Raw genomic sequence first — 13,206 nt, forward strand, 5'->3', positions numbered from 1 at the left:
TGATGATGGCGATCAAAGACCGGCAGCCGTACGGCGAACGATTTCGATGCGGGCCGCATTGGGCGGATGGGTGCCGAGGAACCTGTCGCCCGGATCAGGGATGCGGGTAAAGAATTCGGCGCCCCGGACCGGATTGTAGCCCGCGCGCGCGGTGATGATGGTGCCAAGCGCGTCCGCTTCCAGTTCGAATTCCTTGGAAAACCGCCGCGCGCCGACCTGTGCGCCGATCCGCTGCGCGGTGCGCACGGTAGAGGCATCCCCACCGCCAAGCGTGGCCAGCCCGGCAGAGATCACCGCCCCGACGACGGCATTTTGTTGTTGCCGTCCGATGTGGCCTGCGATGTGATGCGCAGTCTCATGGCCCAGCACGAAGGCCAGTTCGTCTTCGTTGCGCGCATCCGCGATCAGCGCGAGGGTAAAGGCCACGATGGGCCGCCCCTGATTATCCAGCGTCTGGAATGCGTTGGCCGGTTGGCCGGGGCGATCATCGACCACAATGTTGAAATCACAGTTCACGCCAGACGTGCGGGCGCGACATTCGCGTTCTGCCACCGGCTCCACCGTGCGCACCACGCGCACGAAGCTGCGGGCGGCCTGCTGCGCGCTCAGGCCGCGACCGGGCGCGCTTGCAGTTTGCACAGGCGCTTCGGGGGGCGGCGGCGCGGTGTCCACCGGCACGACGTCGCAGGCGGCAAGGGCAGCGGCAGCAAAAAAGGCAAGAACGGTCTTTTTGATCATGTAAAAGGATCCTTTGACGCCGCAGCACGACGATTGGGGGGAATCTCAGGCCATGGTTTTAACACGGCTCCGGCGCGGGGCCACCCCGTTCACGCCACTTTGAAAGCGGCGCTTGCAAAGCCCGGCAGAAAGCCGCAGGTTTCGCACATGTTTACCATCGAGCACGAATTCGACGCCACGGTGATCACGCTGGTGGATGAGGGCGCAAGCCCCCTGCGTGAAGACATCACCGTGCAGGCGTTTGACAGCGAAATTACGTTCGAACAATGGGATCCGCGCACGGATCGGGTGGTCAAGATCACCCTGTCGCCTGAGCAGTTGCGCGATCTGACCGCGGCGCTGAACCTGCCCGAAGGTATCTACCGCAGCGCGCCCGGTTCGTAATCCCGCCACCTGAGGAGCAATCATGGCAACCGGCACCAACATCAAGACCTATTACAACGGCACCTGGCATGACGGCGATCAGATGATCATGACCGCGGCCGATCACGGTGCGTGGCTTGGCACGACCGTGTTTGACGGCGCACGGTTGTTTGACGGCCTTGCCCCGGATGTGGAGGCGCATTGCGCGCGCGTCAACCGCTCCGCCGCGGCGCTGATGATCACACCAACGGTTGAAACCGAGGACATGATCGAGATCGTGCGCGAAGGTCTCAAGAGCTATGGCACCGACAAGGCGGTGTATATCCGTCCGATGTATTGGGCGCTTGCGGGGGACGAACTGGGGATCGTGCCGCGGGAGGGAGCGACGGGCTTTGCGGTCTGTCTTGAAGAGATCCCGATGGCCCCGCCGGAGGCGGCAACGACGCTGACCCGCACGCGGTTTCGCCGCCCGGTGTTGGAGGACAACGTGGTCAACGCCAAGGCCGGGTGCCTGTATCCCAACAACGCCCGCATGATGGTTGAAGCGCGCAGCAAGGGTTTCGGCAATGCGCTGGTGGCCGATGCGATGGGCAATGTGGCCGAAAGCGCGTCTGCCAACGTCTTCATGGTCAAGGATGGAGAGGTCTTTACCCCCATCCCGAATGGTACCTTCCTGGCGGGTATCACCCGCGCCCGGCACATGTCGAACATGGCGCAGGACGGCATAAAAGTGCATGAAACCGTCCTTACCTTCGAGGATTTTCACGACGCGGACGAGGTCTTCCTGTCCGGCAACATGATGAAGGTGACCCCGGTCAAGGCCTTTGATGACACGACCTATGGCGTTGGGGACAATCAAAATCCCATAACCCGGCGCGTGCGCGAGATGTACTGGGACTGGGCCGCTTCGCAGCAAGCCTGATCCGGCGCAGGGCAGTACCAGTTGCAGTTAGCGATTGCGCGCAGGATATCCGCGCGCCATGATCCGGCCCAAGGGAGAATAGAATGCGGAAGTTTCTCGTTGTGCTGGACGACAGCCAGGAGTGCCTGAACGCCATGCGCTTTGCGGCCCTGCGCGCGGCTCATACAGGAGGTGGCGTTTCGGTCCTCGCGGTCATTCCGCCTGACGAATTCAATCACTGGATCGGTGTCGGGGATATCATGCGCGCCGAGGCGCGTGAACGGATAGAGGTCCATTTCGAGGTGTTCGCGAAATGGATGCGCGACAAGCAGGGCATCGATCCCGAACTGGTCATCCGCGAAGGCGAAGCCGTGGATGAGATCATCCAGCAGATTGCGGATGATGGTGACATCGGCGTGCTGGTTCTGGGGGCGAGTTCGGACAAGAAAAAGGGCCCCGGCCCCCTTGTAACCCAGATGTCGCGCAGTGCCGGATCGCTGCCTGTGCCAGTCACGATTGTTCCGGGCGACCTGAGCAAGGAAGTGCTGGAATCGATTACCTGATTTTTTCTGCATCGACAGATTTAGAATCATTCCAAACTCTTGACTTTGAAGGTCGCAATCGACATATCAAAGGGTAAGCAATGAAGGACGCGCCATGTTCATCCAGACCGAATCCACACCAAACCCCGCCACCCTGAAATTCCTGCCCGGACAAGCCGTGTTGGAGATGGGGACGGCGGACTTTCCGACATCCGATACCGCCGACGGCTCTCCGCTGGCAACGCGGCTCTTTGGGGTCGACGGCGTTGAGGGCGTTTTCTTTGGCACCGATTTCGTGACGGTGACCAAGGCCGAAGCGGTGGAGTGGGATCACATCAAGCCAGCGTTGCTGGGCGCGATCATGGAGCATTTTCAGTCCGGCCAGCCGGTGATGGCTGCCGATCACACGCCCACCTCCGGTCATGCCGCGCATGAGGGAGAGGATGGCGAGATTGTGGGTCAGATCAAGGAATTGCTCGACAGTCGCGTACGTCCAGCGGTGGCGCAGGATGGTGGCGACATCACGTTCCACGGCTTTGATCGCGGGATTGTCTATCTGCACATGCAGGGCGCCTGCGCGGGCTGCCCGTCCTCGACACTGACGCTGAAGATGGGGATTGAGAACCTGCTGCGGCACTACATCCCTGAGGTGACAGAGGTGCGCCCGATTGCCTGACACGGCGTTCGTTGACGGTAAGAAAAAATGGCCAAAGGTCCTGACGTTCGACACGTCCGGGCCTTTTGTTTCAGTGGGTTGGGCTACGGAAAGCTACTCCGGCGGGGCTGTGCACGACATGGCGCGCGGGCAGGCCGAGGCGCTGTTTCCCCTGCTTGAGACCCAACTGGCCGACTGTCGTTGGACGTGGGACGATGTCGACGTGATTGGCGTGGCGGTGGGGCCGGGGAATTTTACCGGGATCCGGATTGGTGTGTCAGCGGCGCGGGGGCTTGGGCTGGCGCTTGGCATCCCTGTTTTTGCGATCAACCAGTTTGAATTGGCGCATGGGTATTCGCCCCTGCCCGCAGGCACGCTGATCTCTGTCCCGGCCCCCCGTGACATGAGTTTTGTACAAGGCGCAAACATGGGCGGTGTGCTGATCAGCCAGAGTGGTCTGTTGATTGACCCGGCCGACCCGCCAGCGGACTTTCAGCTTTCAGGTGGCATGGAAATCCGTGGACACCGCGCGGCGGAAATTGCCTCCCATTTCGACGCCACCGGAATTGACGAAAGCTACACCACCGATCCGGGCCGCATGGCTGAAATAGCCGAATTCAAATACCGTGACGCGACCGCGTTCCCGCCCCGCCCCGCCCCGCAGTACGTCAAAGCCCCGGATGCAGCCCCGGCACGCGATCCGGGCCCTGCGATACTGGCGTGACGGATACGGAAGATCTTGCACGCTTGCACCGGGCCGCTTTCACCGTCAGCCGCCCGTGGAGCGCTGCGGAGATTGAAGGGTTGATTGGCTCTCCCCATGTCGCGCTTTTTCGCGCTGCGCATGGCTTTGCCCTGACCCGGTTGGTCGCTGGCGAAGCGGAATTGCTGACGGTTGCCGTTGATCCGGCGCATCATCGAAAAGGCATAGCGGAAGGGTTGTTGCGACGCTGGCTGGCGGAGGTTGGATGCACGGCGGATACCGCGTTGCTTGACGTGGCGGCGGACAATTTCCCGGCTCAATCCCTTTACGTCAAACTCGGATTTGCGGAGGCGGCCCGGCGACCTGAATACTACGCCCGCCCCAACACACCCCGTGTCGATGCGGTGATCATGAAGCTCGCATTAACCAAAGGTTAATTACGGTTATCCACAGGTTCACCCATAAAAGCGGTTGACCCTGCCCCCTCCCTGCCCCCTAAATTGCTGCGATCTTTGGATCTTGGGCAGGTGGCCCTTCAAGCGCCCCGCCCCAACATATGAAACCTGGGAGACAACACATGACCCTTATGAAAAAAATGATGGGCGCAACGGCCGCGCTGGCCCTCGGCGCAGGTGCCGCCCTTGCCGATCCGGCGGTGATCTTCGACCTTGGCGGCAAGTTCGACAAATCCTTCAATGAAGCCGCCTTCAACGGCGCGCAGCGTTGGGCAGATGAAACAGGCGGTGAATTCCGCGAGATCGAACTGCAGTCCGAAGCCCAGCGGGAGCAGGCCCTGCGCCGCTTTGCTGAAAGCGGGTCCAACCCGGTCGTGATGGTTGGCTTCGCCTTTGGCGATGCACTTGGTCAGGTTGCCGCCGATTACCCGGATACGGATTTCGTGATCATTGATATGGTTGTGGACCAGCCCAACGTGCGTTCCGTGGTCTTCAACGAACACGAAGGTTCCTACCTTGTCGGTATGATGGCCGCGAAGGCATCCGAATCCGGCACCGTGAGCTTTATTGGCGGCATGGACATCCCCCTGATCCGGAAATTCGCCTGCGGCTATGCGCAAGGGGCGATGGCGGCGAACCCTGACATCAAGGTGATCGCCAATATGACAGGCACAACGCCCGCCGCCTGGAACGACCCGGTGAAGGGTTCTGAACTGACCAAAGCGCAGATCAGCCAAGGGTCGGATGTGGTATATGCCGCTGCGGGCGGCACCGGCGTGGGTGTTCTGCAGACAGCGGCGGATGAGGGCATCCTGTCCATCGGTGTGGACAGCAACCAGAACTACCTGCATCCCGGCAAGGTTCTGACCTCCATGATGAAACGCGTGGACAATGCGGTCTATCAGGCGTTCAAGGACGGCCCCGGAATGGAAAAAGGGTTCAACGTCATGGGGATCGCCAATGGCGGCGTGGGCTATGCGATGGATGAATTCAACGCACCGCTCGTCAGTGACGATATGAAAGCAGCGGTAGACGATGCTGCAGCCAAGATCGCTGATGGCTCCCTCGCCGTGCACGACTACATGTCCGACGACAGCTGCCCTGCCCTGAGCTTCTAAGTGGCACCTGAAACGACAGCGGTGCGGCAGGAAACTGCCGCACCGGCAATCGAGTTGAAGGGCATATCCAAGGCCTTCGGCCCGGTGCAGGCCAACAAGGACATTTCAATCCGCGTCATGCCCGGCACGATCCATGGGATCATCGGGGAAAACGGCGCGGGCAAGTCGACGTTGATGTCGATCCTCTATGGCTTCTATAAAGCCGATAAGGGCGAGGTGTTCATCGGCGGCAAGAAGACCAACATCACCGACAGTCAAGCCGCGATTGCCGCAGGAATCGGCATGGTATTCCAGCACTTCAAGCTGGTCGAGAATTTCACTGTGCTTGAGAACATCATCCTTGGCGCGGAAGATGGCGCAATGCTGCGCCCGTCGCTGGCCAAGGCCCGCAAGACGCTGGTGGATCTGGCCAAGGATTACGGCCTGAACGTGGAACCCGACGCGCTGGTGCAGGACATTGGCGTCGGCATGCAGCAGCGGGTGGAGATCCTCAAGGCGTTGTATCGTCAGGCGGATATCCTCATTCTGGATGAACCCACGGGCGTTCTGACCCCGGCGGAAGCGGATCAATTGTTTCGTATTCTGGGGCGGCTCAGGTCCGAAGGAAAAACGATAATCCTGATCACCCACAAGCTGCGCGAGATCATGGATATCACAGACACCGTCAGCGTCATGCGGCAGGGAGAGATGACAGCGACGGTCAAGACGGCAGATACCTCTCCGGCGGAACTGGCGGAATTGATGGTTGGCCGCAAGGTCCTGTTGCGCGTTGACAAGCAACCGGCGCAACCGGGCGAGGTTGTTCTGGATATCAAGGACTTGCATGTTTTCGATGACAAGAAGGTCGAACGCCTGCGCGGCGTCAACCTGCAGGTCCGCGCGGGTGAGGTCCTTGGTATTGCCGGGGTTGCGGGCAACGGGCAATCGGAACTGTTGGAGGTGCTGGGCGGCTATGCCACGGGCACCGGGCAGATCACGCTGAACAGCAAGCCGCTGGATTTGTCGGGGCGCGAAGCCGACGGCAAGACCCGCCGCGCGCGCGGCATCAGCCATGTGCCCGAAGACCGCCAGCGCGAAGGGCTGATCATGGCCTATCAGGCTTGGGAAAACACCGCTTTCGGTTATCATGACGCGCCGGAGTATCGGTCCGGCATCCTGATGAACAATGCGGCGATCCGTGCTGACACGGCGGAAAAGATGGCCCGTTTCGACGTCCGTCCGCCGGATGCCACGCTCGCTGCGAAGAACTTTTCGGGCGGCAACCAGCAGAAGATCGTACTGGCCCGAGAGATTGAGCGCAATCCCGACCTGCTACTTGTCGGTCAGCCCACGCGCGGTGTGGACATTGGAGCGATTGAGTTCATTCACCAGCAGATCATCGCCCTGCGCGATCAGGGCAAGGCGATCCTTCTGGTCAGCGTGGAACTGGACGAGATCATGGCCCTGTCCGACCGCATCGCGGTGATGTTCGACGGTCAGATCATGGGAGAGCGGTTGCCGTCCGAGACTGACGAAAAGGAACTCGGTCTGCTGATGGCCGGGATCACCGATACGGACGCGCCCCATTCGATCGAAGAGGTCGAGGCGAATTTGGCCCACGCCGGGACAGGAGAGACCTAGAATGGACGTCATGCCAAAATGGGCCGAGGTGGTCCTTGTCCCGCTGATCTCCCTCCTGATGGCGGCCCTCATCTCTGCGCTGGTGATCCTTGCCATTGGCGAAGACCCGATTGCCGCGGCATCACTGATGATCGAAGGGGCGCTGGGGTCGGTGCGCGGATGGGGCTATACGCTTTATTACGCGACGAACTTTATCTTTACCGGGCTGGCGGTTTCGGTCGCCTTCCATGCGCGGCTGTTCAACATCGGGGGCGAGGGTCAGGCGATGCTGGGCGGGCTGGGCGTGGCCTATGCCCTGCTTTATGTCGGCTGGCCGCATTGGTCGATTGGCTTGGTGGCTGCCACCTTGATGGCGGCGCTGTTCGGGGCGGCATGGGCGGCGATCCCGGCGTATCTGCAAGCCAAACGCGGCAGTCATATCGTGATCACGACGATCATGTTCAACTTCATCGCCTCCGCGCTGCTGATCTATCTGATCAACGAATTCCTCAAGCCTATTGGCCAATCAGACCCTTCAAGTGCCCGGTTTGCGCAGCATCTGGACCTGCCGACGCTCAATTCGATGCTGACGGGCATGGGCATCAAGGCGTCCAAGGACGACAGTGTGAACGTCACATTCCTGATCGCTTTGGTTTGCGCGGTGGGGGTCTGGGTGCTGATGTGGAAAACCCGGCTGGGCTATGAAATCCGCGCCTTCGGGCATTCCGAACAGGCGGCGAAATACGCGGGCATCAACCCGGTCAAGATCACCATGGTCGCGATGCTGATATCCGGCGGGCTGGCGGGTCTGATGGCCATCAACACCGTGATGGGGGAGAGCGAGAAGCTGATCCTGAATTCGACCGAAGGGGCGGGGTTCATCGGGATTGCCGTAGCTTTGATGGGCCGCAGTCATCCCTTGGGCGTGGTGATTGCCGCCATCCTGTTCGGGTTCCTCTATCAGGGAGGCGCTGAAATAGCGCTTTGGACCTCGATCCCGCGCGAGTTGATCGTGGTCATTCAGGCGCTGGTGATCCTGTTTACCGGCGCGCTGGACAACATGGTACGGATGCCGTTGGAGCGGATGTTTCTTGCGAGGCGCCGAAGCAAGACAGCGGGGCCGGCGGAATAATGGATTTTGATACGCTGATCCAACTGCTCGATTCCACCGTGCGGCTGGCCACGCCATTGCTGCTGGCCTGCCTTGCGGGGTTGTTCAGCGAACGCGCGGGTATTTTCGATATCGGACTTGAAGGCAAGATGTTGGCGGCGGCTTTCTTCTCTGCTGCACTTGCCGCCATTACAGGCAACGTGTGGCTTGGCCTGCTGGCGGGGATCGGCGCGTCATTGCTGCTGAGCGCGCTGCACGGGGTGGCGTCGATTACCTTTCGGGGAAACCAGCTGATCTCCGGCGTGGCCATCAACTTCCTTGCAGCCGGGATGACGGTTTTGATTGCGCAGGACTGGTTCCGGCAAGGCGGTCGCACGCCGCAACTGGGCGATGGGGCGCGGTTCGAACCCATTACGCTGCCCGGCGCAGAGGCCCTTGCGGATGTCCCGATCCTTGGACCGATCTACAGCGAATTGATCTCCGGGCATCCGATCCTGGTCTACATGGCGCTGCTTGCCGTGCCGTTGACGTGGTGGATCCTGTTCCGCACCCGGTTCGGCCTGCGCCTGCGCGCGGTGGGGGAAAACCCTGCAGCGGTGGATACGGCGGGCGTGTCAGTCGTGGGGTTGCGGTACGTGGCTGTCGGCATCTGCGGGGTGTTGTGCGGCTTGGCTGGGGCTTACCTGAGCACGGCCTTGCAGGCAGGCTTCGTCAAGGACATGTCGGCCGGGCGCGGGTTCATCGCGCTGGCCGCGCTGATCTTTGCCAAGTGGCGGCCCTGGTATGCGCTTTGGGCGACACTGCTGTTTGGCCTGTTCGGTGCGCTGGAAACACGGCCCGACGTGATCGAAGCAGTCATCGGCATCAAAGTGCAAAGCGCACTGCTGGGCGCGCTGCCTTACGTCATGACGGTAATCATTCTGGCAGGTTTTGTCGGCAAGGCCATTCCACCACGTGCGGGTGGTGAGCCTTATGTGAAGGAACGCTGAACGAGCCAACGGATGAGTCCAGTTTCGGCCCTGTCGCAGTCCGATTTGCTGCATAGCAGCGACGATAGTTGATTTGAGAGCCACAGTTACGTTAAGGGGTGCCATGCAAATCTATCTGCCCATCGCCGAAGTTTCGGTCAACGCCTTCCTGCTTTTGGGACTGGGTGGCCTGGTGGGCGTCCTTTCCGGCATGTTCGGGGTTGGCGGCGGCTTCTTGATGACGCCCCTGTTGTTCTTCATCGGCATCCCCCCAGCGGTGGCCGTGGCGACCGAAGCGAACCAGATCGTCGCCTCCTCCTTCTCAGGCGTCCTTGCGCATTTCAAGAGAAAGACGGTGGACCTCAGGATGGGCACGGTGCTGCTGATCGGGGGTCTGATCGGCGCAGCACTGGGGGTTGTGGTCTTTAACTATCTCAAGGCGCAGGGTCAGGTCGATTTGCTGGTCAAGCTTTGCTATGTCGTCTTTCTGGGTGTGATCGGTGGGCTGATGTTCATCGAAAGCCTGCGTGCGATCCGTAATACCAAGAAGGGCAAAGCGCCCCCGCGCAAAAAGCACAACTGGATCCACGGGCTCCCGTTCAAAATGCGGTTCCGGGTGTCTGGCCTCTACATTTCCGTTATTCCGCCGCTGATTGTCGGCGTTGCCGTCGGTATTCTGGCGGCAATCATGGGTGTCGGTGGCGGTTTCATCATGGTGCCCGCGATGATCTACCTGCTGGGCATGCCCACCAAGGTCGTGGTGGGCACGTCGCTTTTCCAGATCATCTTTGTGACGGCCTTCACCACGATGCTGCACGCCACGACCAATTATACCGTCGATGTGGTGCTTGCCGTGCTGCTGCTGGTGGGCGGCGTCATTGGCGCGCAGGTCGGCACCCGCATCGGCGTCAAGATGAAGGCGGAACAACTGCGTATCCTGCTGGCGCTGATGGTGCTGGCGGTCTGCGGGAAACTGGCCCTTGATCTGCTGCTGCAGCCGTCCGAGCTTTATACGCTTGGTGCGGCGGGGGGCCACTGATGCGCGCCCTGCTGATCACGCTGGCCTTTCTTGCGGCCCTGCCCGCAATTGCAGAAGAAGTCGTGCTGGGATTGTCCAGCGATCAGGTATCGATCAACACAAGCTTTGACGGGTCCGAAATCCTGATCTTCGGCGCAGTGAAACGCGAAGAACCCATTCCCGACGATCCGCGCCTGCAAGTCATCATCACGGTCGCCGGCCCATCAGAGCCGATCATGGTCCGCCGCAAGGCCAAGCGCATGGGCATCTGGGTCAATACCGACGCACTGGAGGTCGACAAGGCGCCAAGCTTTTACGCGGTGTCGACCAGCACCCTTTTGGGCCTGTCGCTGAGCGATACGGAAGACCTGCGCCATCGCATCTCCATCAACAGGGCAATCCGATCCGTCGACGCACCCGACACCATCCGCGACGCCAGAAGCTTCACCGAGGCCTTGGTCCGCATCAAGGAAGATACAAATCAGTACCAGTTGAACGAAGGCACCATAAGCGTGGACGAGCAGACCCTGTTCCGCACGGCAATCGAACTGCCCGCCGCGCTGACCGAGGGGGATTATGTGACGCGCATCTTCCTCACACGGGGGCGCGAAGTAGTGTCGAAATACGAGACAAGCATCTTCGTGCGCAAGGTCGGGTTGGAACGCTGGCTGTTCACCCTGTCGCGCGAGAATGCGTTTCTGTACGGGCTGATGTCGCTGGCGATTGCCATTGCGGCAGGCTGGGGCGCATCCGCGGTGTTCACCGCGTTCCGCCGCTAGGTTCAGCCGCGCCCGATATAGGGCATGTTCGTCGCCATCACGGTCAGGAACTGCACATTGGCACCGACGGGCATGCCAGCCATGTGAAGGACGGAGGCAGCCGCGTTGCTCACGTCCATCGTCTCCATATCCGGGTTACTGTCCTTGAGCGCGGCTACAATCGCGCTTTCGGCATTGCCGATGTCGATCTGACCACAAGCGATGTTATGCGCCCGGCCATCCAGCGACAGCGTCCGTGTCAAACCGGTGATGGCATGTTTGGTGGTGGTGTAGCAGACCGATCCCGGACGTGGCACATGGGCGGACAGCGATCCATTGTTGATGATCCGTCCGCCACCCTGCGTGCGCATCCGGGCGAAGGCAAGTTGCGCCGCGATGAACATGCCGGTCACATTGACCGACAGAACCTGCGCCCAGTCCTCTAGCGCGATTTCATCTATCGTTGCGGAGGGACCGAACATACCCGCATTGTTAAAGAGCACGTCGATATGGCCGAAGGCATCGAATGCGCTCGCCATCGCAGCGGCATCCGTCACATCCGCGGGCAGAGCGACCGCATGGTCATGCAGTGCCGCCATCTCCTCCAGCATCGCGGCGCGCCTTGCAATCAGGCCAACCCGCCATCCCTCTCGCAGGAACAATTCTGCCGTGGCCCGGCCAATACCGGAACTAGCACCGGTGATGATGATACTCTTCATGCGAAATCCTCAGGTTCAGTCGGATCGAGCGTCAGCGGTGCCGGTGCTGCGCGGCGCAGGTCATCGACCACCAGCGGACCACTTGGTTTGGCCAGACGATTGCGCACCACCCATATCAGGCGATCCTGCGCCCGTGTGATGGCGACATAGGCCAGGCGCTTCCACAGCGGCTGTCCGGCCTCCGTACGGCCCATACGGGCGGCGGCATAGAGGTCGGGCGCAAAGACCTGCACCGTCTCCCACTGGCTGCCTTGCGCCTTGTGGATCGTGACCGCCGCACCGTGCAGGAACGTTGCCCCCATGCGGGCAGCGAAAGGAATGAACGGTTCTTCCTCGTCCGGCTTTTCGATCTTCACGATCGATGCCGCGCTGACCTGCGGATCTTCCGCCCCCATGACATGCAACCGGCTGAACCCCGGCTTGCGTCCCTCCCCCAGAAAGATCACCTGCGCGCCCTTGATCAGGCCGCGCGCCTCAAGATCGAGCCGCTTCTTGCGGTGTTTGAGCGGCAATTCAATGCCGTCGCAGATCAGCGGCTCCCCCGCCAGCAGCGCATCCTCCGGCGCGCCATGGACGTTGCGAAAAGCGTTGATCAGACGGATGCGCGTGGCATTGCGCCAGACCAGAACCGGAGAGCGGGCCATCAGGTCCACTTCCACACGCTGGCCCCAGACGACACGGTCGTCCTTCGCAGCAGCTTCTTCGATCATCCGCTCGAACTGCTCAAAACCCAGTGCGGGATCAGCAAGCGCATGGGCCAGGTCAAGGATCGGGTTATCCGCCTCCTGACGGTAGATGCGGTTTAGGGTCAGGACCCGCTTTTCAGGAAGCTTTTCGAAGACCATCGTGCCCGATTGGTTCACCGGCGCCAACTGCGCCGGATCGCCAAAGAGCAGCAGTGTCGGAAAGATCTCCTTGAGGTCCTCGAACTGCTTGTCATCCAGCATCGATGCTTCATCGACAAACCCGATATCAAGCGGTTCTTCCCGCCGTTTCCAGCCGGTGATGAAATCACTGCCGCGCAGACCGGCGGCTGCCAGCGCGCCGGGCATGGACTTGTTGCCCTGATAGAACGCATGCGCCCGGTCCAGCGCCAGTTCGGTCAGCCCCTCGATCTCTGGCCGTTCCCCATTTCCGGCCAGCCATTCGGCGATGCGCTCGTATTCCGGATCATAGACGGGCGTATAAAGGATGCGGTGGATCGTGGTCGCAGGCACACCGCGCAAGCGCAGAACGCTGGCGGCCTTGTTGGTGGGTGCCAGGATCGCCAGCGTGCGCTTGTCCTTGCGCTTGCGGCTTTCATAATCACCCGAGACGACCTCGACCCCTGCCCCTTCAAGCGCCTTGTACAGCTCCGCCAGCAGCAGTGTCTTGCCCGACCCGGCCTTGCCCGTGACGGCCATCACCTGATCGGCGTTGTCACGCGGCGGCATCAGCAGGCTGTCTTCAAGGTCGATCCCGGCGGAACGCAGCATTTCCGCCACGCTGTCATGGGCGGTGGCCTGATCGTCGGAATATGCAATCGCGGTACTGTTCATGGCCCGACATTAGGGGAGCA

15 protein-coding genes are annotated in these 13,206 nt (G+C 61.0%); 12 read left to right on the top strand and 3 right to left on the bottom strand.

Annotation, left to right across the window (positions count from 1 at the left end):
* Positions 1-12 precede the first annotated feature (12 nt).
* Positions 13-738 carry a M48 family metallopeptidase gene (locus AB4X18_RS03645; RefSeq protein ID WP_432817097.1) on the bottom strand — a complete coding sequence of 242 codons (726 nt, stop codon included), beginning with the start codon at positions 736-738 and terminating at the stop codon, positions 13-15.
* A 147-nt stretch (positions 739-885) separates the two neighbouring features.
* Here AB4X18_RS03645 and AB4X18_RS03650 point away from each other — a divergent pair, with 147 nt between their 5' ends.
* The 12 genes from AB4X18_RS03650 (at position 886) to AB4X18_RS03705 (ending at position 10,950) form a co-directional block, all read left to right on the top strand.
* Positions 886-1,122, top strand: coding sequence for a hypothetical protein (locus AB4X18_RS03650; RefSeq protein WP_370402328.1), 237 nt, complete (start codon positions 886-888; stop codon positions 1,120-1,122).
* Between the two features lie 22 nt (positions 1,123-1,144).
* Positions 1,145-2,023, top strand: a complete 879-nt coding sequence (locus AB4X18_RS03655; protein ID WP_370402329.1) for a branched-chain amino acid aminotransferase — start codon at positions 1,145-1,147, stop codon at positions 2,021-2,023.
* 83 nt (positions 2,024-2,106) lie between these two features.
* Positions 2,107-2,565: a universal stress protein gene (locus tag AB4X18_RS03660; RefSeq protein ID WP_370402330.1), complete on the top strand. Its 459-nt coding sequence runs from the start codon at positions 2,107-2,109 to the stop codon at positions 2,563-2,565.
* Positions 2,566-2,659: 94 nt separating this feature from the next.
* Positions 2,660-3,220 carry a NifU family protein gene (locus AB4X18_RS03665; protein ID WP_370402331.1) on the top strand — a complete coding sequence of 187 codons (561 nt, stop codon included), beginning with the start codon at positions 2,660-2,662 and terminating at the stop codon, positions 3,218-3,220.
* Positions 3,213-3,923, top strand: a complete 711-nt coding sequence (gene tsaB, locus AB4X18_RS03670; RefSeq protein WP_432817098.1) for a tRNA (adenosine(37)-N6)-threonylcarbamoyltransferase complex dimerization subunit type 1 TsaB — start codon at positions 3,213-3,215, stop codon at positions 3,921-3,923. The genes AB4X18_RS03665 and tsaB overlap by 8 nt, the downstream gene beginning before the upstream one ends.
* Positions 3,920-4,339, top strand: coding sequence for a GNAT family N-acetyltransferase (locus AB4X18_RS03675; protein WP_370402334.1), 420 nt, complete (start codon positions 3,920-3,922; stop codon positions 4,337-4,339). Before tsaB ends, AB4X18_RS03675 begins: the two co-directional genes overlap by 4 nt.
* Before the next feature lie 140 nt (positions 4,340-4,479).
* Positions 4,480-5,475 (top strand): BMP family ABC transporter substrate-binding protein, encoded by a 996-nt coding sequence (locus AB4X18_RS03680; protein WP_370402335.1) that lies wholly within the window; start codon positions 4,480-4,482, stop codon positions 5,473-5,475.
* Positions 5,476-7,095, top strand: coding sequence for an ABC transporter ATP-binding protein (locus AB4X18_RS03685; protein WP_370402336.1), 1,620 nt, complete (start codon positions 5,476-5,478; stop codon positions 7,093-7,095).
* A gap of 1 nt (position 7,096) precedes the next feature.
* A complete protein-coding gene (locus AB4X18_RS03690) occupies positions 7,097-8,206 on the top strand; it encodes an ABC transporter permease (protein WP_432817099.1) in 1,110 nt (369 codons plus the stop codon).
* The gene (locus tag AB4X18_RS03695) at positions 8,206-9,174 is read left to right on the top strand and encodes an ABC transporter permease (RefSeq protein WP_370402573.1); all 969 of its coding nucleotides are present in this window, start codon (positions 8,206-8,208) and stop codon (positions 9,172-9,174) included. Before AB4X18_RS03690 ends, AB4X18_RS03695 begins: the two co-directional genes overlap by 1 nt.
* A gap of 103 nt (positions 9,175-9,277) precedes the next feature.
* Positions 9,278-10,192 (top strand): sulfite exporter TauE/SafE family protein, encoded by a 915-nt coding sequence (locus tag AB4X18_RS03700; RefSeq protein ID WP_370402337.1) that lies wholly within the window; start codon positions 9,278-9,280, stop codon positions 10,190-10,192.
* Positions 10,192-10,950, top strand: coding sequence for a TIGR02186 family protein (locus AB4X18_RS03705; RefSeq protein ID WP_432817100.1), 759 nt, complete (start codon positions 10,192-10,194; stop codon positions 10,948-10,950). Before AB4X18_RS03700 ends, AB4X18_RS03705 begins: the two co-directional genes overlap by 1 nt.
* A gap of 2 nt (positions 10,951-10,952) precedes the next feature.
* Here AB4X18_RS03705 and AB4X18_RS03710 read toward each other — a convergent pair whose 3' ends face one another.
* Complete coding sequence (locus tag AB4X18_RS03710; protein ID WP_370402338.1) at positions 10,953-11,648, bottom strand: SDR family oxidoreductase; 696 nt, start codon at positions 11,646-11,648, stop codon at positions 10,953-10,955.
* The gene (locus AB4X18_RS03715) at positions 11,645-13,186 is read right to left on the bottom strand and encodes an ATP-dependent DNA helicase (RefSeq protein ID WP_370402339.1); all 1,542 of its coding nucleotides are present in this window, start codon (positions 13,184-13,186) and stop codon (positions 11,645-11,647) included. Before AB4X18_RS03715 ends, AB4X18_RS03710 begins: the two co-directional genes overlap by 4 nt.
* Positions 13,187-13,206: the final 20 nt, after the last annotated feature.

This window comes from Sulfitobacter rhodophyticola, from assembly GCF_041281685.2.
GTDB lineage: Bacteria > Pseudomonadota > Alphaproteobacteria > Rhodobacterales > Rhodobacteraceae > Sulfitobacter.

What these genes read in the sequence shown, in the direction of transcription:
- AB4X18_RS03645 (WP_432817097.1), bottom strand. Translation starts at nt 738, where the DNA reads ATGATCAAAAAGACCGTTCTTGCCTTTTTTGCTGCCGCTGCCCTTGCC.
- AB4X18_RS03650 (WP_370402328.1), top strand. Translation starts at nt 886, where the DNA reads ATGTTTACCATCGAGCACGAATTCGACGCCACGGTGATCACGCTGGTG.
- AB4X18_RS03655 (WP_370402329.1), top strand. Translation starts at nt 1,145, where the DNA reads ATGGCAACCGGCACCAACATCAAGACCTATTACAACGGCACCTGGCAT.
- AB4X18_RS03660 (WP_370402330.1), top strand. Translation starts at nt 2,107, where the DNA reads ATGCGGAAGTTTCTCGTTGTGCTGGACGACAGCCAGGAGTGCCTGAAC.
- AB4X18_RS03665 (WP_370402331.1), top strand. Translation starts at nt 2,660, where the DNA reads ATGTTCATCCAGACCGAATCCACACCAAACCCCGCCACCCTGAAATTC.
- AB4X18_RS03680 (WP_370402335.1), top strand. Translation starts at nt 4,480, where the DNA reads ATGACCCTTATGAAAAAAATGATGGGCGCAACGGCCGCGCTGGCCCTC.
- AB4X18_RS03690 (WP_432817099.1), top strand. Translation starts at nt 7,097, where the DNA reads ATGGACGTCATGCCAAAATGGGCCGAGGTGGTCCTTGTCCCGCTGATC.
- AB4X18_RS03695 (WP_370402573.1), top strand. Translation starts at nt 8,206, where the DNA reads ATGGATTTTGATACGCTGATCCAACTGCTCGATTCCACCGTGCGGCTG.
- AB4X18_RS03700 (WP_370402337.1), top strand. Translation starts at nt 9,278, where the DNA reads ATGCAAATCTATCTGCCCATCGCCGAAGTTTCGGTCAACGCCTTCCTG.
- AB4X18_RS03705 (WP_432817100.1), top strand. Translation starts at nt 10,192, where the DNA reads ATGCGCGCCCTGCTGATCACGCTGGCCTTTCTTGCGGCCCTGCCCGCA.
- AB4X18_RS03710 (WP_370402338.1), bottom strand. Translation starts at nt 11,648, where the DNA reads ATGAAGAGTATCATCATCACCGGTGCTAGTTCCGGTATTGGCCGGGCC.
- AB4X18_RS03715 (WP_370402339.1), bottom strand. Translation starts at nt 13,186, where the DNA reads ATGAACAGTACCGCGATTGCATATTCCGACGATCAGGCCACCGCCCAT.